Genomic DNA, 18395 nt, shown 5'->3' with positions numbered 1-18395 from the left:
GCGGGCCGGAACCTGTGGAACCCGGCTGAGCGTTGAGTCTCTCGGAGACTTCGGTCGGACAGAGGAGGAGGCGCGATGACCTGGCATCCGCACGCGAACACCGCCAAGACGTTTGCGTTACTGGTGGGGTTCTCGGCGCTGATCGTGTTCATCGCGGCGCTGTTCCGCAACACCGCGCTCATCGGCCTGGCGGTGCTGTTCGCCGTCGGCATGAACGCCTACATGTACTTCAACAGCGACAAGATCTCGCTGCGGGCCATGCACGCCCAGCCGGTCACCGAGATGCAGGCGCCGGTGATGTACCGAATCGTGCGCGAACTGGCGACCACCGCGCGCCAGCCGATGCCGCGGCTCTACATCAGCGACACCGCCGCGCCCAATGCCTTCGCGACGGGCCGCAACCCGCGCAACGCCGCGGTGTGCTGTACGACGGGCATCCTGCAACTCCTCAACGAACGTGAACTGCGCGCCGTGCTCGGCCACGAACTGAGCCACGTCTACAACCGCGACATCCTGATCTCGAGCGTCGCCGGGGCGATGGCGGCGGTGATCACCGCGCTGGCCAACATCGCGTTCTTCGCCAGCATGTTCGGTGGAAACCGGGATGGCGGCACGAATCCCTTTGCGATCCTGTTGGTTTCGCTGCTCGGCCCGATCGCGGCGACAGTGATCCGGCTGGCCGTTTCGCGGTCGCGGGAGTACCAGGCCGACCAGTCGGGCGCCGAGTTGACGGGTGACCCGCTGGCGTTGGCCAGCGCGCTGCGCAAGATCAGCTCCGGCGTCGAGCAGGCGCCGCTGCCGCCCGACCCCAAGCTCGCCGACCAGGCGCACCTGATGATCGCCAACCCGTTCCGGGCCGGCGAGCGCATCGGCAAGTTGTTCTCGACGCACCCGCCGATGCCGGAGCGCATCGCGCGGCTGGAGGCGATGGCGGGCCGCGGCCCGAGCCAGTACTAGGCGTCGCTCTACTGTCGCAGGATGTCGTCGTCCGGCGTTGAGGTCCGGCGCTTCGAACCCGCCGACTGCGTGGCGATCTCGTCGGCGACGCGGCGGGCCAGAGCGCCGACGAACTTGGTCAGGCCGGGCCGGTACACGTATCCGACGAAACGCAGCCCCGGCATGACCTCGCCGCCGCGTCCGTCGCGCGGCATGCCGCGCTCGGTGAGGACATTGAGGTGGCCGACGATGGCTTCCAACCCGGTCCGGTAACCGGTGGCCGCGATGACACTATCGATCCGCACCGTGGTGCCGTCCGCCAGCACCGCCCCGTCGGGCCCGAGTCGTTCGACGGCCGCCACCACGCGCAGCGAACGGGCGCGGATCGCGTCGACCACTTCGCGGTCGACGATCGCCGTGCCGGCGCCGCGTCGTTTGAGCCCGGCGATCGGGCCCTCCACAGGTGCGGCCAACCCGAAGCCGCTCAGATCGCCGACCACCCGGCGCTGCATCGCGAGCAGCAACTTGTCGACAAGCGCGGTGGGCAGCCGCAGAAACAGCGGTACAGGTAGGTCCGCGGGCAGCCCGCCGATCTCCCGCAGCAGGATGTTCGGCGGCGTGCGGACCGACAGCGACACCTCCGGGCAGCCCGAGCGGCTCAGCTCGTAGGCGATCTCGAGCCCGGTGGACCCTGCCCCGACCACCAGCACGCGTTCTCCGGCGAAGGGGCTGGCGTTGCGGTAGTGCGCGGCGTGCACCACGCGACCCGCGAAATCGTGGCCGTCGGCCCAGGCGGGGAGCGCGGGCCGGTTGAAGATCCCCGTGGCGATCACCACGTGTCGAGCCCGACGTGTGCCCCGATTGGTGACGACGTCCCAGCCCCCGTCGGCATTCGGGTCGAGCCGGCTCACCTCAACACCGTGCTCGACGGGCACCTGCCTGTTGCTCGCATATGTCTGTAGGTAGTCGACGTACTGGTCGCGGGTCGGGAACTGGCCGAATTGGCGCGGGAACCGCGCGCCCGGCAGCGTCGAGTTGTGACGGCAGGTGTTGAACCGCAGCGCGTCGTAGCGATGCGCCCAGGCTGCGGCGGTCAGCTCGCCGCGCTCGAGGACCGTCGCGTCGACTCCGCGCACGAGCAGTTCGGCGGCGCACGAAAGACCGGCCGGACCGCTGCCGACGACCAGCACCGGGTGTGGGTCCGCCACGGTTCCTCCTCTGCTTTCCCCTCAGCATCGTCCCCGGAGGCGCGAGGCGCCACCCCGTAGATGGGGGGTTGCCCGTTGCGCGGTGACCGCGTGGGTAACGCCCGCGCGACCGGGGCCGATGTGCCTACTGTGCTGCGAGTCGCAAACACACCCTCTAGGGTGTGCACCGTGCTGAACAGAGTCCTGATCGGCGTCGTCGGGTTTGCGGGGGCGGCCCTGATCGGCATGCCGCCGGGTATCGCCATGGCGCAGCCACCGGAGCCGCCGCCGCGGCCACCTCTGCCCAACGTCAACGCCCTGGCGCCGGTGAAACTGTCCGAGTACGCGGTGATGGACAACCAGTGGTACGCGTTCAAGACTCCGGACGGGGCGACGTGCGTGCTGCAGCGTTCCGGCCAGTACGGCTGCAGCGGCCCCATACCCGCGGCGCCGAACGGCGCGAACCTGGTGAGCGGCTCGATGGGTGGCGTGCCCGGCTTCGCCGCCGCCAACGCCGACGTGTTCCCGGGACTGGGCGAGGTGAAGCCGCTGCCGCCCGGATCGCGGATCAGCTACCAGACGGTCAGCTGCGGTGTCGACGGCGGAGCGACCTCGTGCGTCGACACCCGCAACCAGTCGGGCTTCGTCCTCAGCCCCGCAGGCAGCTTCATCCTCAACCCGACGAACCCGCTGCTGGACCGGCCCGAAGGCACCAACCCGTACTTCAACTAGAACCCGGCGCCGTACACCTCGTGCCCGGGCTTCTCCGCGACCAGTCCGCGGTAGGCCTGCTCGACGGTGGAGCCGTGGTTGATGACGCCGTCGACCTCACGGGCGATCGGCATGTTGATCCCGTACTTGTCGGCGAATTCCATGATGACGCTGGCGGCCTTGACACCCTCGGCGACCTGGTTCATCGACCCGATGATCTCGTCGATCGGCTTACCGGCACCGAGCTGCTCGCCGACGTGCCGGTTGCGGCTGCGCTGCGACGTGCACGTGACGATGAGGTCGCCCAAACCGGCCAGGCCGGCGAACGTGTCGCGGTGACCGCCCGCCGCCTCGCCGAGCTTGGACATCTCACGCACCGCACGGGCGATCACCATCGCGCGCGTGTTCTCGCCGATGCCAAGGGAATAGCCCATGCCGACGGCGATGGCGTAGACGTTCTTCAGCGCCCCGGCCATCTCCACACCAACCACATCGTCGGTGGTGTAGGTACGGAATCGCTTGGTGCGGAACAACTGTGCCAGATTCGCCGCGAGGCGCTGATCGGGCATCGCGAGCACCGCTGCGGCGGCGTACCCCTCGGCCACCTCGCGGGCGATGTTCGGCCCGGCCAGGATTCCGGCCGGATGCCCGGGCAGCACCTCGTCGACGACCTGGGACATCCGGTAGTTGGTGCCCTGCTCGAGGCCCTTGACCAACGAGACCACCGGCACCCACGGCCGTAGCTCCTTGGCCAATTCGGTCAGCACGCCGCGGACGCCGTGCGACGGGACCCCCATGACGATCACGTCCGCGCATGACGCCGCCTCCGAGAAGTCGGTGGTGGCCTTCAGGCTCGGCGGCAGCGCGACCTCGTCGCCCAGATATTTCGAGTTGCGACTGCGCTCGTTGATGTCCTCGGCGGTCTCCGCCGAACGCACCCACTGCAACGTGGGCCCGCGCCGCGCGCAGATGGACGCCACGGTGGTGCCCCAGGAGCCTCCGCCGAGGACGACGACCCGGGGTTCGCGTTGCGCAGGTGCCATGCCGATCAGCGTAAGTCCGCTGCCTGCCGTTGAGGGCCGGTTTGCGAACGACGCCGGTCAGCCGAGCACCGGAAACCGTCGCTCGCGGGCGAGTCGGTCGAGCGCGGCCTGCATGACCGACCGGACGTGTGCGTCGACCTCGTCGGCGTCGGGGTTCTTGCCGAACTTCCGCACGTCGATCGGTTCGAGCACCTGGTCAACGATCTTGGCGGGCAACGGCATATTGGCCGGGAAGAAGGTGGTCATGCCGAAGGGGATGCCCGCGGTGATGGGCAGGATGTCGAGTTGGATCCGGTGCAGGCCCAAGCGCTTCGCCAGCCGATTGCCGCGGGTCAGGAACAGCTGGGTCTCCTGGCCTCCGATCGACACCACGGGCACGATCGGCACCCCGGTCTCGATCGCGACCCTGGCGTAACCGGTGCGGCCCTCGAAGTCGATGACGTTCTGGCTGCGCGTCGGCCGGTAGGAGTCGTAGTCGCCGCCGGGATAGACCAGCACGACCGCACCCGAACGCAACGCCGTCGTCGCCGCCGTAGGGCTGGCGTGCACGACCCCGACGCGGTTGAGGTATCCGCGCAGTGGAGTGAAGAACACGCCGTAGTGGGCCAGCGTGTACAGCGGGCGGTCGTAACCGAACTTCTTGAAGAAGGCCGGTGCCAGAACGAGGACGTCGGGGGTGAGCATCCCGCCCGAGTGATTGGACACCGCCAACACGCCGCCGGCAGGGGGGAAGGATTCCAGGCCCCGCACCTCGACCCGGAAGTACCGGTTGATGATCGGCGCGATCAGCTTCGTCGCCCTGGCGGTGAACGCGGGATCCCACTTCGCGAGCTCCGGATTGTCGGAGTCGTTGCCGCTCATTTGTTCCTCCGCACGGAGGTGCTGGCGAGGTTGACGCCATCGGGTAGGTGCCAATTTACTCTCGGGTAAGGCTCGCGCGGCGGAAAACATCAGCCTTCCCTGCGGTTTCGGCTACGGGGCAACCATCACGGGTCGATCGAGGACCAACGCCTTCGGATCCGGTGACCAAGGACTCCTAGGCGACTGAGGCAGGGCCCTTAGCGTTCGTGATAGCTGGTTCATCGGCGCGGGCCCAGGTCTATCACGCATCAGCCGCCGCGGCCGACGGGTGTCGAGCGGGACGCCCACCCGTCGGTGACCCAACTGCATTGCCGGCCAGGGTCATTCGTGGGAAACGGGGAATCGATGAAGACGCGAGGGACTCACCGGCCTGCCGACCTACCCGCGTCGAGCCGGGATGTCACGGGATCGCTCGCGGCGGTTGGGGGCTTGTTCGTGATGACCGTCGACGCGGTGAGATTCATCTTCCACCGCCCCTTTCAGGTCCGAGAGTTCTTGGAGCAGTGCGCGTTCATTGTGCGGGTGGCTCTCCTCCCGACGATGCTGGTGGCCGTCCCGTTGACGGTTCTGGTCAACTTCACCCTCAACATCCTGCTGCGTGAGCTCGGCGCGGCCGACCTGAGTGGTGCAGGCGCGGCCTTCGGCGCGGTCACCCAGGTCGGGCCGATAGTGACCGTGCTGGTCGTCGCGGGGGCCGGCGCCACAGCGATGTGCGCAGACCTGGGGTCGCGAACCATCCGCGATGAGATCGCCGCGATGGAGGTCCTCGGCATCAATCCCGTCCAGCGGTTGGTGACGCCCCGCATGCTCGCCGCCGGGTTGGTGGCCCTCCTGCTCAACAGCCTGGTCATCATCATCGGTGTAGTGGGCGGCTACGTCTTCTCGGTGTTCATCCAGGACGTCAACCCCGGCGCGTTCGCCGCCGGTGTCACGCTGCTCACCGGAATTCCCGAGTTGCTCATCTCGGGGGTCAAGGCCGCCCTCTTCGGTCTGATCGCCGGCGTGGTCGCTTGTTACCGGGGACTGGTCATACGGGGAGGCGGTGCGCAGGCCGTGGGCAACGCCGTCAACGAGACGGTCGTCTACGCGTTCATGGCGCTGTTCGTGGTCAACGTGGTCGTAACCGCGATCGGCGTCCAGTTGACGGGTGGATGACATGAAGGCCGTCATGCACCTGCCGCCCCTCTATCCACGCCTGACCCGGGAAATCGCCCGACCCATCGGCGCGTTGGGCCGAATCGGTGATGAGACTGCGTTCTGGGGCACGTCGCTAGCGGGCATTCCGTACGCGGTCAGGTATTACAGGCGTGACATCGCGCGCCTCATCGCCGAGATCGGGATGGGCGCGGGCACCTTGGCGATGATCGGTGGCACCGTGGCGATCGTGGGGTTTCTGACCCTGGCGACCGGCGGAACGCTGGCGGTTCAGGGGTACAGCTCGCTCGGAGACATCGGGATCGAGGCATTGGTCGGATTCTTGTCGGCGTTCATCAACGTCCGCATCGCCGCTCCGGTCGTCGCCGGGATAGGGCTGGCGGCCACGGTCGGCGCGGGTGTGACCGCGCAATTAGGCGCCATGCGTATCAACGAGGAGATCGACGCATTGGAAGCCATGGCGATCCGGCCTGTCTCGTTCTTGATCAGCACCAGGCTGGTCGCCGGGTTGATCGCGATCACGCCGTTGTACGCCATCGCCGTCATCCTGTCGTTCGTCGCTAGCCGGTTCACGACGGTCGTCCTTCTCGGACAGTCCTCAGGGCTCTACGACCACTATTTCTCGACGTTCCTGAACCCGATCGATCTGCTGTGGTCGTTCGTCCAGGCGATCGCCGTCGCCCTCGCGATCCTGTTGATCCACACCTATTACGGCTATACCGCCACCGGCGGACCGGCCGGTGTCGGCGTCGCGACGGGCCGGGCGGTGCGTGCATCGCTCGTGGTGGTGGTGTCGGTCACGCTGCTGGTGTCGCTGGCCGTCTACGGAACGGCCGGCAACTTCAACCTGGCGGGCTGAGCGGCGTCAGCGGTAGTTGACGAATTGCAGCGCGACGTCCAGGTCGGCGCCCTTGAGCAGGCCGATCACGGCCTGCAGATCGTCACGCTTCTTCGAGCTCACGCGGATCTCCTCGCCCTGGATCTGCGCCTTGACACCCTTGGGGCCGTCGTCGCGGATGAGCTTGGTGATCTTCTTGGCCTGCTCGCTGCTGATGCCCTGCTTGATCTGCCCGCTGACCTTGTAGGTCTTGCCCGACGCCTGCGGCTCACCGGCGTCGAACGCTTTCATGGAGATGTCGCGACGGATCAGCTTCTCCTTGAACACGTCGACGGCGGCCTTGACGCGCTCCTCCGTCGAGGACGTCAGGACGATGGTCTCCTCGCCCTGCCACGCGATGGACGTGTCGGTGCCGCGGAAGTCGAAACGCGTGGCCAGCTCCTTGGCGGCCTGGTTCAGCGCGTTGTCCACCTCCTGGCGGTCGACCTTGCTGACGACGTCGAACGATGAATCCGCCATTGGATCCGGTCCTCCTCGGTGGTTGGCTCGATTTGGGTCTGAGGTACATCCTCGTTGTATTCTGCGATGCGCACCAAACCAGGCAGGTTGCCCGAGCGGCCAATGGGAGCGGACTGTAAATCCGTCGGCTTACGCCTACGCAGGTTCGAATCCTGCACCTGCCACCCATGTCAGGAGTTCTGACCGAATCGCGTTTTGAGGCTTCTCCCACCTGCCTCGGCAGGAGTTGAATGGTCACAGCTGTGGTCATCGAATCACGGACAGTGGGAGGTCCCTCATGGCAGGCGGCGTCGCCCGCGTCACCGACATCAGCGCCACATCGGCCGGCGGCTAGGAAGATCTCGGTGTATCTGCAGTTCCGCGAGGAGTTCGACCTTCCTGCGGATCGCATCTTCGGGTACTTCGCTACCCCTGCCGACTGGGCCACGCTCTACGGCGCGGCCGGCGACACCAAGGTCAAGGGGGATGGCTGGTACGCCGTTCCGTTGAAACGTTTCCCGTTTCCGCTCGCGGCTCGAAACGTGAAGACGGAGCCTGATCGACTCGTGCGGTGGGTCTTTGGTGGGTTCTGGCGCGGTGTGGGCGAGGTGCGGTTGATCGAGTCCGGCGATGTCACCGTCGTCGAGGGGTTCGAATACATCACCGCGCACGGTCTTTGGGTGCTGGCGAGGCACTTCGAGGATCGGTTCATGACCGCGGAGTTCGAGCGGATCTGGGCGCTCGGCTGGGAGCGTATCCGCCGGAACGAACAAGAGAACCGCGGCTGACCGGCCTGCGTCGTCCGTTCGGCTACGGGTGCGGCCGCGCGCGATTAACATACGCATTCCGGCACGGGGGTCTGCGAAGCCAGGCGGGCGGGGAGTGTCGGACGTATCGCAAGAAGGATCAATATGAGTACGTCAGCCCGTGGTGTCGCCCCGTCGCTTCTTCTTGCCATCGCTGCGGCCGTCTGGGGGCTCGCGATGGCCACTCCGGCCGTCGCGGAGCCGGGTGATCCCGCCGACCTGGGTCCCGCCGTCGCGGATTCCACCGCCCTACCCCTGATGCGCGCGGTCGATCCGGTGATCGGCAGCGTCGATGGCATGTGGAACCAGTTCGTCCCGCCGAATGCGATAGTGCCGTGGAGCCCGGTCGCTGCGTTCGAGCAGTTCGTCGAGCCGTTCATTCCGACCACCACCCAGGTCAGCGACTTCGGCCGGTTCATCCAGCAGTGGCGATCGCCCGCACTGATCACACCGCCCACCGGATGACTTGTAACCCGCGATGGTCGAAGCGGACGTACGCTCGGCCGCGTGGCTGAGACTAATCCTCCGATCAAGCGCATCGCCGTGTCGACCGGGGGCGGTGACGCCCCGGGCCTGAATGCCGTCATCCGGGCGGTGACGCTGGCCGGGCGCAATCGCGGCTGGGACGTCGTCGGCATCCGCGACGGCTTCGCCGGACTGATGCACCCCGAGGAGTATCCCGACGGCGGCCTGATCGAACTGACGCGAGAGTCGGTGCGCGGCATCCTGCACCGCGGGGGCACGATCATCGGCACGACCAACCGCAACAACCCCACGGCTTACCCGGTGCCCCAGCCGGACGGCAGCTACCTCACGGTCGACCGCACGGCCGAACTGGTGCAGATGTTGCGGGACCACGCGATCGACGCACTGGTGACCGCCGGAGGAGACGGTTCGCTCGCCATCGCGTACCGGCTCTACCAGGCGGGTATGCGCGTCGTCGCGGTCCCCAAGACCATCGACAACGACCTCGACAAGACGTATCAGACCTTCGGCTTCGACACGGCAGTGAGTTTCGCGTGCGAGTGCATCGACCGGTTGTTCACCACGGCCACCTCCCACGGCCGCGTCATCGTCGTTGAGGTGATGGGCCGCTACGCCGGCTGGATCGCGCTGGAAGCGGGGGTCGCATCGGGGGCGCACGCGATCCTCATCCCCGAAATCCCCTTCGATCTGGAGTCGGTGGCCGCCACCATCATGGAGCGCGATCGTCGCGGCGCCAGGTTCTCCATCGTGGTGGTCGCCGAGGGGGCGGCGCCCCGGGGCGGGCAGACAGCCGTGCTGACTCACAAGGTGGGGGAAGCCGAGCGCCTCGGCGGAATCGGGGCCCAGGTGGCGGCCCGACTCGAAGAGCTCACCGGCAAGGAGTCGCGCACCGTCGTGCTCGGTCACCTTCTGCGGGGCGGGTCACCGACGGCATTGGATCGGGTTCTCGGCTTGCGCTTCGGGGCCGCGGCCGTGCGAGGCCTCGCCGAGGGCGCCGACGGCGTGATGGTGGCGCTGAATCCGCCGATCGTCGACTACGTGCCGCTCGCCGAGGCGACGCAGCGTATGAAAAGGGTTCCGCTCGACGGGGATGCGGTGCTCACGGCCCGCGAAATCGGGGTGAGCTTCGGCGACTGACGCCGAGCCAGGTCGCTCGGCGCGGATTTGGTGCATACCTGGCCGACTTCCGGCCAGCGCGTCGACAACGGCTGTGTGGGTATATCTCCTGGCGTGACGTGCACGGCGTTCGTGCTCGGCGGCGGCGGGGTTCTCGGCGCCGCAGAAGCCGGCATGGCGCGCGCACTGCTGGAAGCCGGCGTGCGCCCCGATCTGGTGTGCGGTACGTCGGTCGGCGCGATCAACGGTGCCGCGATCGCGGCCGACCCCACCTTGCACGGGGTCGACCGCTTGCTGGATATCTGGGGCAGCCTCGCCGAACACGGTGTGCTCGACGGGTCGCTGCTCCGACGAACCGCACATGTCGTGCGCCGCAGGACGTCGCTGCACGGCAACGGCCCGCTTCGGCAGATGTTGCGAGATCGGTTGCCCGCACGAACCTTCGAGGAACTCGCCGTGCCGTTCGAGTGTGTGGCGGCCAGCATCGAGCGGGCCCGCGAGCAGTGGTTCGACAGCGGTGATCTCATCGAGCCCGTTCTCGCGTCGTGCGCGCTGCCGGGTGTGTTCCCCCCTGTCCAGATCGGTGACGAGCACTTCTTCGACGGTGGGCTGGTGAACAGCATCCCCCTGGACCACGCTGTGGCCCGCGGCGCCGACACCGTGTGGGTGCTTCACGTCGGGCGAGTTGAGGAGCAGCTCAAGGCGCCGCGGTTCCTGTGGGAAGTGGCGTTCGCGGCTTTCGAGATTTCCCGTCGGCATCGATTCCACGGTGACCTTGAACGGGTGAGCTCCGCCGTGACCGTGCATGTGCTTCCGACCGGCTTGCCTCCGCGCTCGGCCACGACGTGGTCGAACCTGCGCTACCGCGACGCCACTCGAACCACCCGGCGCGCCGAGTTGGCATACGCGGCGACCCGCGACTACCTCGAGGCCCTGCCATGACTCTGCTGCGCCGATCCGTGACGGTACCGCTGGTCGCCGTGCTCACGGTGGCCATCCTGGTGTCGGGTCCGGTGCTGCTGGCGATCACGGCGGTGGCGGGGCTGGCGATGCGGTCGAGTCGCCCGACGCGCACCGTCGCGGTGATGATGGCTTACGCCGCAATCGAATTACGCACCCTGGCTCGGCTGATGTGCGGAAACCGGGACGGCGATCGGTTGGTGCGGGGCTTCCTCGACACTGCCTACACCGCCGTGCGGCGCATCTTGGACGTGGAGGTGGTGCTGGACTCGGCATCGGCGTCGCCGGAGGGGATACCCCGCCAGGAGCCGCTGATCGTGCTCTCACGCCATTGCGGACCCGGCGACAGCGTGTTGGTGGCCTGGCTGCTCACGATCCGCTACGGGCTGCAGATTCGGGTGGCGCTCAAGGCCGTTCTCCGCTGGGAGCCGGTCCTGGACTTCGCCGGCGACCTGGGCTGCCTGTGCTTCCTGGCGCGGGGTGGCCGTGCCCGCCGCCAGATTCACGAGCTGGCCGGGTCGTTGACCGGCGGGCAGGCGCTGCTGCTGTTTCCCGAGGGAGCGAACTTCAGCTGGCCGCGGTGGCGCAAGGCCATTCACGAACTGCGCTCGGCGGGCCGGATGCGCGCCGCGAGGCGGGCTCTGCGACAGTCGTACACCTTGCCGCCGCGTACCGGCGGAGCCGCCGCTGCGCTGAGCGGCGCGCCCAGAGCCAATATCCTGGTGCTCACCCATAGCGGGTTCTCGCCCGATGGACGGGACCGCCCGTGGTGGAAGTTGCCGGTACACCACCGGATGCTCGTTCGTACGGTCCTGGTGCCGCCCACCCAACTCCCGCAGCCCGATCAACTCACTGGATGGTTGGAGCGGACGTGGAGCAGTGTCGACGCCTGGGTCGCGATGAACACTGACCGTAGCCCGGACAGTGTCGAATACCGTTGAGGTCGAATACCGTTGAGCACCTACCGTATTCAGGTCACCTGCTGGCCCTCTGGTGACTGATGCTCGACCGGTCGATCGTGATGCTCGCGTTTCGTGTCGTCCACCGAGAGGAGCCGCTGGAAGAACTCACGATAGCGCTGAAGCGCGAGACGGAGTTCCTCCGTGGAGGCGTCCTCGCCCCGGGCCCATTGCTCCTCGAGCCGCGACCGGGCGTGGGCGAAGGCGGCTGTGAGCCGTTCGACGACATCCGAAACGAGGCTGTCTGCCTTCTCCACGCATTGTCTGGGATCGTCGACGAAACCGGCCTGAACGTCGTCCCAGCGCGACCGTAACCCGGTCAGCAGACCTTCACCGAAGAGCGATTCGTCGGTGGACGAGCCTGCTCGCGCAGCCGGAGATTCCGAAGGCCGGCTAGCTGAGTCGACCGGCGTGACGCCGGAGGATTGGCTATGCCGGCTCTCCGCCTGCATCGCCTCATTGCCAGGCCCGACGTGCTCTGCCGGTCCGGCGGCTTGCTGGTGCTGGTCATGGTTTGGATCGGGAGTTGTCATGCTCGCGCCTCCTCTGGCTTGCCCTTGTCGGTCTCGAGTAACTTTTCGAACAGCACGCGGTAGTGGACGAACGCCTCACGTTGTTTCTCCGTGCCGACATCACTGCGCTCCTGGGAGAGGTGAATGCCGTGTGCGGCGCGGTAGTTCTCGACGACCTCGGGATGGTCGACCGATATGTCGGACGCCTGCTGCTCGAAATCCTCGACCGGGTAGCCGCGTTCACGCATGACCTGGCTGACGAGTCGGTCGGCTTCACCTACCGCTCCGGACGGGTTGTCGACGAACGCGGTCTGCACCCGCCGCCACTGCGCGGCATAGTTCGCATGCGCCTGCGGCGACAACGCGACGATGTCGAGCTTCTTGCGCTTCTTCTCCCGGGCCGCGAGCTCGTCTTCGGCGACGCGTGGGTCTCCGGAGGTGACGACGGCTCTCTCGTACTCGGGGCCGAAGTGTTCCTTGAGTCGCTCCGATCGTCTGCGAGAACTCGTGGCGCGGACGGCGACGACGATGGCGACCACCGCGATCACGGCGAGGACTGCGATCAGAATCCAACCCCACGTAGGCATATCTCGAACCTCCTGTGCTCCCCCGGGGTACCCCGGAGCAGTTTTCGGAAACGTCAATTGCCGTCCCGGGCCAGGCGTCTGCGCACGGATCATGCGGTGTCGCGGGTAGTCCGCAAGGTGCGACGGGTTGCCGTCAATTGGCCGTGCTGCCAGCGATTCTCGGCTTCGCTCAGGCCGGGTGAGCGGCCTCCACGTCGGCCAGCGCCCGATAGACGGTCGGCCTGCTGACACCGAGCGTCCGCGCGATGGCGGACTTGGACACGCCGAGCGCATGCAACCGGTTCACCAGAGCGACTTTCTCGGCGTCCAGGGCCCGCGGCCGGCCAACCGGCCGCTTGCGCGCGTCCCCGGCCGAGACTTGGTGAAGGTGAGGAGATCGAGCGGCCGCGGGCGGCGTGGAGTCTCCCGCAGCGGCAGCACCACCGTCGATGCTCGAAATGTGCACCTGGGGTCCCTTCGGCTTGGCGCCGGCAAGCCAGCGTTCGGCCCCTCGTCGGGAACAATTTACGGTCCTGCAATTACCGGTGGGCAAGGGCAAACGGCATGCATCTTGAGGACCGAAGTCCCTTGCGGCGCGGTGGCCGTCGCCCCACGGCACCCATAATGGGGACGTGGGTGATCACGTACTCACACTGATCGCTTACGCGGGCATCGGTGTGGCCACCGGCTGGTGGTTCTGGCGGGCGCACGCCGGCGTACTCCGGCCGGCGGCTCACGCCCTGGTGGCGGTGATGTTCGGGCTGTTGTGGCCGGTTTCGCTACCGTGGCGCGCGCTCGTGCACGTGGTGTCGCGCGCGATCGCCAAGTCCCGGGCGCGACGGGTCCGCGCCGACCGCCACGTGATCGACACGTAGCTCCCGGTCAGGCCGGACTGAACCGAACCGCGACGAAACGCTCCCGCCGAGCGGCATCGGCGAACTCCTCGACCGTCGGGATGCGCCCGTCACGGAACTTCATCCCCATCATGGTCTGCGCCCGTTTCGGTCCGTACGACTGCGCGCAGCGGTGTGACAACTCGGCCACCGCCGACGGGTCCGTCACCAGTTCACCGCGCATGGCCGTCGCCCGGCCGTCGTGCAGCACCTCGGCCACGGCGCCGTCGCGGAAGTTGTTCTTCCACGGCGCGCTCGTCAACGCGTACAACGACCCGTCGATCTGGTGCGCGCTCAGCGGGATCGAATACCGTCGCCCCGACTTTCGCCCCGCCACGTCGATGACCATCATCTGCTTGCGCAGCGACCCGGCCAGGGGAGTGCGCAGCAGCCGGCCGATCAACGGATTCACCATGCGCAGCAGCGCGGCCGGCGGATGCGACGGCGTCACCGCGGGGACCTGTTCAGTCATGGTTTCACGGTAGGCCCCGGTGCTGAGGCCCGCGCCAGGTTCCGCCCTACAGCCCGCCGAGGTCGTCGGGCACGTCGACCGCGTTCTCCCGCAGCGCGTCCATCGGCACCACCTCGAGCGTGCGCTCGTGGGTCGACGCGAGCACCACCGGGGCGGCGAAGCCGTCCTGGTACGCCTTGAGCCAGTTCACCGCGGTGACGCACCACCGGTCGCCGGGTCGCAGCCCGGGGAACCGGTACTCCGGTCGCGGCGTGGACAGGTCGTTGCCGATCGAGCGCTGATGCGCCAGGAACTCGGCAGTGACGACCGCGCAGATGGTGTGGCTGCCGATGTCCTCCGGCCCGGTGGAACAGCAGCCGTCACGGTAGAAGCCCGTCATCGGGTCGGTGCCGCACGGTTCCAGCGGAGCGCCCAACACATTGAGTTCAGCCACGAACGATCCAACCTCGATCAGGGAGTTTTAAGGTAACAAGAGATACCCCAACATATTCAGCTCGCGAGTGGACGGATTAAGGAGTACCGGGCATGGCCGCGCTGAGGACCGGCGACGGGTTTCCCGATGTCGTCGTCACTGCTGTCGTGTCGACCACGGCAGTGGCGGCGGACGCCGAAGACACCTGGCTGCAGTTGCAGCAGGGCGTCAGCGGCATCCGCGCGCTCGACAAGTGGTTCGTCGGCGAGTTGGACTCGCCGGTGCGTATCGGTGGTTCCCTGGTGGACGACTTCGACAAGCACCTCACCCGCGTCGAGCAACGCCGCACGTCGTTCATGCAGAAGATGTCCACGGTGCTCGGGCGCCGGCTCTTCGATGTCGCCGGGTCCCCGGAGGTCGACACGCGGCGTCTGACCGTCTCCATCGGGCTGGCTCTGGGGTCGACGGAGGAGATCCCCGCCCAGCACGACGACTGGCGGCAGAAGGGGCTGCGGGCGGTGTCCCCGCTGACGATCCAGATGTACATGCCCAACGGGGCCGCCGCCGCGGTCGGGTTGGACCACCAGGCCAAGGCGGGCATCCTCTCGCCGGTGATGGCCGACGCATCCGGTGCGGCGGCGATCGCCTACGCCTGGCGGCAACTGGTCATGGGCGAGGCCGACGTCGCGATCTGCGGCGGCGTCGAGACCCACATCGAGGCGGTGCCCGTCGCGGCGTTTCTTCAGCAGGGGATCCTGTCCACCAACAACGACGATCCCGCAGGCGCGTGCCGTCCGTTCGACGAGGACCGCGATGGCATGGTGCTGGGGGAGGGCGGTGCCCTGCTGCTGATCGAAACCGAGGAGCACGCCGTGGCGCGGGGCGCGCGCCCGCTGGCCCGCCTCATGGGCGCGGGCATCACCTCCGACGGCTACGACTTCGTCGTACCCGAACCCAGTGGCGAGAGTGCCGCCGACGCGATGGTGCGGGCCGCTCAGCTGGCCGGCCTGGAGCCGGCCGACATCGACCACGTCAACGCCCACGCCACCGGGACCAGGGCCGGCGATCTCGCGGAGGCGCACGCGATCCGCCGCGCATTCGGCGGTCACAATCCGGCGGTGTACGCGCCGAAGGCCGCGCTAGGGCACTCGCTGGGCGCCGCGGGGGCCATCGAGGCGGTGCTGACCGTGCAGGCGCTGCGCGACGGCGTCATCCCGCCCACGCTCAACCTGACGCACCTCGACCCCGCGATCGACCTCGATGTCGTCACCGAGCAGCCCCGCCGCGGGCGGTACCGCTACGCGCTGAGCAATTCGCTCGGCTTCGGCGGCAACAACGTCACGCTGGCCTTCGGCGCGTACTGAGCGCAACTTGACGAGGGTGAACTGCCCGACGTAGCTGACGTTGCGCTGGAAGAAGTCCGAGCAGCCGACCAGGTAGCGCATGTAGCGGTCGTAGATCTCCTGCGACGTCACCGCGATCGCCTGGTCCTTGGCGGCCTCCAGCTTCTCCGCCCAGGTGTCGAGTGTGCGCACGTAGTGCGGGGTCATCGTGTCGAGGGCCTCGACGGTGAAGCCGGCGTTGGTGGAGTACTCGATGACGTCCTCGTCGCAGGGCACCGAACCGCCGGGGAAGATCTCCTTGGCGATGAACCGCATGAACTTCAGGTCCGACATGACGATCGGGATGCCCATCTCCGGCCAGCGCTTGAGCGGGTGACCCATGATCGTCTGCAGCACCATCCGGCCGTCGTCGGGCATGATCCGGTAGCAGGTGTCGAAGAACGCTTTGTAGCGCGACTTCGGGAACGCCTCGAACGCCTCAATGGACACGATGCGGTCGACGGGCTCGTCGAACTCCTCCCAGCCGCGCAGCAGCACCCTCCGCGAGCGTTCGGTCTCTACGGCGTCGAGGATCTGCTGGCCCAGCGCGCACTGATTGCGGCTCAGGGTCAGGCCGACGACGTTGACGTCGTAGCGCTCGATCGCCCGCTTCATCACCGAGCCCCAGCCGCAGCCGACGTCGAGCAGCGTCATCCCCGGGCGCAGGTCCAGCTTGCCGAGCGCGAGGTCGATCTTGGCGAGCTGCGCCTCTTCGAGCGTCATGTCGTCGCGCTCGTAGAACGCGCAGCTGTACGTCCTCGTCGGATCCTGGAACAGGCCGAAGAACTCGTTGGAGATGTCGTAGTGAGCCTGGACGTCCTCGTAGGCCACCTTCATCGTCGTCCCCGAACTATCCGACATCTCTTGGTGGCCTCCTCCGAAGGTCTGATCAAAATGCGACGAGTCAGGCTAATTGATATAACGCACTTTTCATAAATCGGCTAAGCAGGCGACTTTTCGCAGGTGAACTGCGCAACGTCGGTGTAGCCCTTGCGGAACAGGTCCGCGCAACCGGTCAGGTATTTGCGGAACCGCTCGTAGACCTCTTCGGACGTGATGGCGATCGCCTCGTCCTTCTTGGCTTCCAGGTTGGCTGCCCAGGCGTCCAGCGTCTTGACGTAGTGCGGCTGCAGGTGCTGCTCGCGGGTGACCGTGTAGCCGTTGCGGTGCGCGGCATCGGTAACCTGCGCGGCCAGTGGCAAACGGCCGCCGGGATAGATCTCGTCCATGATGAACTTGATGAACCGCACATTCGACATGGTCAGCGGCAGCTTCTTGGCTTTGATCTCCTCGTCGCTGGGGATGATGATCGTGTGTAGCAGCATCACCCCGTCGTCGGGCATCCAGCTGAAGGTTTTCTTGAAGTAGTCGTCGTACTTGTTGAAGCCGAAGTGCTCGAACGCGCCGATCGACACGACGCGGTCGACCTTGCCCTCGAAGTCCTCCCACGGTTGCAGCCGCACCTCCATGTTCCGGTCGCTCTTGAGGTTGGCGAACCAGTAGTCCTCGATGTGTTGCTTCTGGTTCTCCGAGAGCGTCAGGCCGATGACGTTGACGTCGTACTTCTCCACCGCGCGGGCGATCGTCGAGCCCCAGCCGCACCCGATATCCAGCAGCGTCATGCCTGGTTGTAGGCCCAGCTTGCCGAGCGAGAGGTCCACCTTGGCCCTCTGCGCCTGCTCGAGGGTGTAGTCGTCCTTCTCGAAGTACGCGCAGCTGTAGGTCTGGGTCGGGTCCTGCCAGAGCTTGAAGAAGTCGTTGGAGATGTCGTAGTGGAACTGGACTTCTTTCTTGTCCGATCCGCGGGTCTGCGACGCGGACTTCGACAGCCACTTCGATTGCGCTTGCGTTGACGAGCTTTGTGTTGCGTTTGAGGTTTCTGTCACGGTCCACCCTTTAGGAGCTCGAGGGATCGGCTATTTGACTATCGCGCAGGTTTTTTCGACACGATGCCCTGACCATACCTCCCGAGGTCGGGACTCCGTCGGCCAGCGCCGAGCATGTTTTGTGGTTCGATTATCGCCTGTTCGCCCCCGCAATCGGTGGAGATAACCGGGAAAATTTCGCACGCGTCATCGCCAGGGCCGAAAAGCTGCCGTACACGCCCTGTTCGCGTGGCCGAACGATCCCGTGCGGACACCGTACGACCGGGGGCACCGACCGGGCATACGGCTTGCTGACACTCGGCCGTGTCTGTGCGCCCCAGCCGTCGGACGGTGCTCGAAGGGGCGGTGGTGCTCGCCGCGCTCCCGCTGGCCGGGTTCACCGCCGACCGTCGTCTCGGCCCGGTACCCGCCGACGCGGACGGGGGCGTCGTTCGTGGTACCGGGCCCTGCACGCGCTCTAGATCGCGCCGAAACTGAAGTTGTGCGGCCATTCGAGGTGGCAGATTCATACGGTCACTGCAATATCGCCGTTTGGAGGTTGCAATGCCGTCTGGATACCCCGTCCCATTGGCGGTGCGGAGACAGTTCGTCGACCTGGTGTGTGCCGGCACTCCGGTGCTCGAGGCCGAGCGACAGGTAGGTGTGTCGCGCAACGTCGGTTCAGCCTGGTGGCGCAAAGCTGGGGCGATGGAACTGCGAAAAGGTGCACGTGCAAC

General features: G+C 67.0%; 21 protein-coding genes, 1 tRNA gene and 1 pseudogene. 12 read left to right on the top strand and 11 right to left on the bottom strand.

Annotated elements, in window-relative coordinates; genetic code table 11:
* Positions 1 to 75: 75 nt before the first annotated feature.
* Entirely contained in the window at positions 76 to 957 is an 882-nt protein-coding gene (gene htpX / locus ABGB19_RS09775; protein WP_347685706.1) for a zinc metalloprotease HtpX, read from the top strand.
* Positions 958 to 965: 8 nt separating this feature from the next.
* Here htpX and ABGB19_RS09770 read toward each other — a convergent pair whose 3' ends face one another.
* Positions 966 to 2144, bottom strand: a complete 1179-nt coding sequence (locus ABGB19_RS09770; protein WP_347685705.1) for an NAD(P)/FAD-dependent oxidoreductase — start codon at positions 2142 to 2144, stop codon at positions 966 to 968.
* A gap of 168 nt (positions 2145 to 2312) precedes the next feature.
* On the opposite strand from ABGB19_RS09770, the gene ABGB19_RS09765 reads away from it, so the two are divergent.
* Positions 2313 to 2855, top strand: a complete 543-nt coding sequence (locus ABGB19_RS09765) for a hypothetical protein (RefSeq protein ID WP_347685704.1) — start codon at positions 2313 to 2315, stop codon at positions 2853 to 2855.
* Here the strand turns inward: ABGB19_RS09765 and ABGB19_RS09760 are convergent.
* Entirely contained in the window at positions 2852 to 3877 is a 1026-nt protein-coding gene (locus tag ABGB19_RS09760; protein WP_347685703.1) for an NAD(P)H-dependent glycerol-3-phosphate dehydrogenase, read from the bottom strand. The two genes, ABGB19_RS09765 and ABGB19_RS09760, sit on opposite strands and share 4 nt — an antisense overlap.
* A gap of 57 nt (positions 3878 to 3934) precedes the next feature.
* The gene (locus ABGB19_RS09755; RefSeq protein WP_347685702.1) at positions 3935 to 4738 is read right to left on the bottom strand and encodes a lysophospholipid acyltransferase family protein; all 804 of its coding nucleotides are present in this window, start codon (positions 4736 to 4738) and stop codon (positions 3935 to 3937) included.
* A 345-nt stretch (positions 4739 to 5083) separates the two neighbouring features.
* On the opposite strand from ABGB19_RS09755, the gene ABGB19_RS09750 reads away from it, so the two are divergent.
* Positions 5084 to 5893 (top strand): ABC transporter permease, encoded by an 810-nt coding sequence (locus ABGB19_RS09750; protein WP_347685701.1) that lies wholly within the window; start codon positions 5084 to 5086, stop codon positions 5891 to 5893.
* 13 nt (positions 5894 to 5906) lie between these two features.
* The gene (locus ABGB19_RS09745) at positions 5907 to 6752 is read left to right on the top strand and encodes an ABC transporter permease (protein WP_347686216.1); all 846 of its coding nucleotides are present in this window, start codon (positions 5907 to 5909) and stop codon (positions 6750 to 6752) included.
* Between the two features lie 6 nt (positions 6753 to 6758).
* Here ABGB19_RS09745 and ABGB19_RS09740 read toward each other — a convergent pair whose 3' ends face one another.
* Positions 6759 to 7250: a YajQ family cyclic di-GMP-binding protein gene (locus tag ABGB19_RS09740; protein ID WP_347685700.1), complete on the bottom strand. Its 492-nt coding sequence runs from the start codon at positions 7248 to 7250 to the stop codon at positions 6759 to 6761.
* Positions 7251 to 7331: 81 nt separating this feature from the next.
* Between ABGB19_RS09740 and ABGB19_RS09735 the strand changes: the two genes are divergently transcribed.
* The 6 genes from ABGB19_RS09735 to ABGB19_RS09710 all read left to right on the top strand — a co-directional run bounded on the left by ABGB19_RS09735 (position 7332) and on the right by ABGB19_RS09710 (position 11538).
* Positions 7332 to 7414: transfer RNA gene (locus ABGB19_RS09735), tRNA-Tyr, on the top strand.
* Positions 7415 to 7594: 180 nt separating this feature from the next.
* Complete coding sequence (locus tag ABGB19_RS09730) at positions 7595 to 8017, top strand: hypothetical protein (protein WP_347685699.1); 423 nt, start codon at positions 7595 to 7597, stop codon at positions 8015 to 8017.
* A gap of 123 nt (positions 8018 to 8140) precedes the next feature.
* Positions 8141 to 8500 carry a hypothetical protein gene (locus ABGB19_RS09725; RefSeq protein ID WP_347685698.1) on the top strand — a complete coding sequence of 120 codons (360 nt, stop codon included), beginning with the start codon at positions 8141 to 8143 and terminating at the stop codon, positions 8498 to 8500.
* 42 nt (positions 8501 to 8542) lie between these two features.
* Entirely contained in the window at positions 8543 to 9658 is a 1116-nt protein-coding gene (locus ABGB19_RS09720) for an ATP-dependent 6-phosphofructokinase (RefSeq protein ID WP_347685697.1), read from the top strand.
* A 93-nt stretch (positions 9659 to 9751) separates the two neighbouring features.
* Complete coding sequence (locus tag ABGB19_RS09715) at positions 9752 to 10579, top strand: patatin-like phospholipase family protein (protein ID WP_347685696.1); 828 nt, start codon at positions 9752 to 9754, stop codon at positions 10577 to 10579.
* On the top strand, positions 10576 to 11538 hold the full coding sequence (locus ABGB19_RS09710; RefSeq protein WP_347685695.1) for a 1-acyl-sn-glycerol-3-phosphate acyltransferase: 963 nt from the start codon (positions 10576 to 10578) through the stop codon (positions 11536 to 11538). Before ABGB19_RS09715 ends, ABGB19_RS09710 begins: the two co-directional genes overlap by 4 nt.
* Positions 11539 to 11567: 29 nt before the next feature.
* On the opposite strand, the gene ABGB19_RS09705 is transcribed toward ABGB19_RS09710, so the two are convergent.
* The 3 genes from ABGB19_RS09705 to ABGB19_RS09695 form a co-directional block, all read right to left on the bottom strand.
* Positions 11568 to 12089 carry a hypothetical protein gene (locus tag ABGB19_RS09705; RefSeq protein ID WP_347685694.1) on the bottom strand — a complete coding sequence of 174 codons (522 nt, stop codon included), beginning with the start codon at positions 12087 to 12089 and terminating at the stop codon, positions 11568 to 11570.
* Positions 12086 to 12655: a hypothetical protein gene (locus ABGB19_RS09700; RefSeq protein ID WP_347685693.1), complete on the bottom strand. Its 570-nt coding sequence runs from the start codon at positions 12653 to 12655 to the stop codon at positions 12086 to 12088. Before ABGB19_RS09700 ends, ABGB19_RS09705 begins: the two co-directional genes overlap by 4 nt.
* A 169-nt stretch (positions 12656 to 12824) precedes the next feature.
* Complete coding sequence (locus ABGB19_RS09695; RefSeq protein ID WP_347685692.1) at positions 12825 to 13100, bottom strand: helix-turn-helix domain-containing protein; 276 nt, start codon at positions 13098 to 13100, stop codon at positions 12825 to 12827.
* 166 nt (positions 13101 to 13266) lie between these two features.
* Here ABGB19_RS09695 and ABGB19_RS09690 point away from each other — a divergent pair, with 166 nt between their 5' ends.
* A complete protein-coding gene (locus ABGB19_RS09690; protein WP_347685691.1) occupies positions 13267 to 13509 on the top strand; it encodes a hypothetical protein in 243 nt (80 codons plus the stop codon).
* Between the two features lie 7 nt (positions 13510 to 13516).
* Here the strand turns inward: ABGB19_RS09690 and ABGB19_RS09685 are convergent, their stop codons facing one another.
* Positions 13517 to 13999, bottom strand: a complete 483-nt coding sequence (locus ABGB19_RS09685; protein WP_347685690.1) for a hypothetical protein — start codon at positions 13997 to 13999, stop codon at positions 13517 to 13519.
* A gap of 46 nt (positions 14000 to 14045) precedes the next feature.
* Positions 14046 to 14432: a DUF2237 domain-containing protein gene (locus tag ABGB19_RS09680; RefSeq protein WP_347685689.1), complete on the bottom strand. Its 387-nt coding sequence runs from the start codon at positions 14430 to 14432 to the stop codon at positions 14046 to 14048.
* A 92-nt stretch (positions 14433 to 14524) separates the two neighbouring features.
* Here ABGB19_RS09680 and ABGB19_RS09675 point away from each other — a divergent pair, with 92 nt between their 5' ends.
* Positions 14525 to 15775 (top strand): KasA/KasB family beta-ketoacyl-ACP synthase, encoded by a 1251-nt coding sequence (locus tag ABGB19_RS09675; protein ID WP_347685688.1) that lies wholly within the window; start codon positions 14525 to 14527, stop codon positions 15773 to 15775.
* Between the two features lie 6 nt (positions 15776 to 15781).
* On the opposite strand, the pseudogene ABGB19_RS09670 reads toward ABGB19_RS09675, so the two are convergent.
* Together ABGB19_RS09670 and ABGB19_RS09665 are read right to left on the bottom strand one after the other, a co-directional pair.
* A pseudogene (locus ABGB19_RS09670) lies at positions 15782 to 16654 on the bottom strand (cyclopropane mycolic acid synthase family methyltransferase); the annotation flags it as partial.
* Between the two features lie 80 nt (positions 16655 to 16734).
* Entirely contained in the window at positions 16735 to 17679 is a 945-nt protein-coding gene (locus tag ABGB19_RS09665) for a cyclopropane mycolic acid synthase family methyltransferase (RefSeq protein ID WP_347685687.1), read from the bottom strand.
* Between the last annotated feature and the right edge of the window lie 716 nt (positions 17680 to 18395).

This window comes from Mycobacterium sp. B14F4 (assembly GCF_039871645.1).
Classification (GTDB): Bacteria; Actinomycetota; Actinomycetes; order Mycobacteriales; family Mycobacteriaceae; genus Mycobacterium.
Note: the sequence above shows the minus strand (reverse complement) of the source record. Positions and strands in the feature narration are given on the sequence as shown.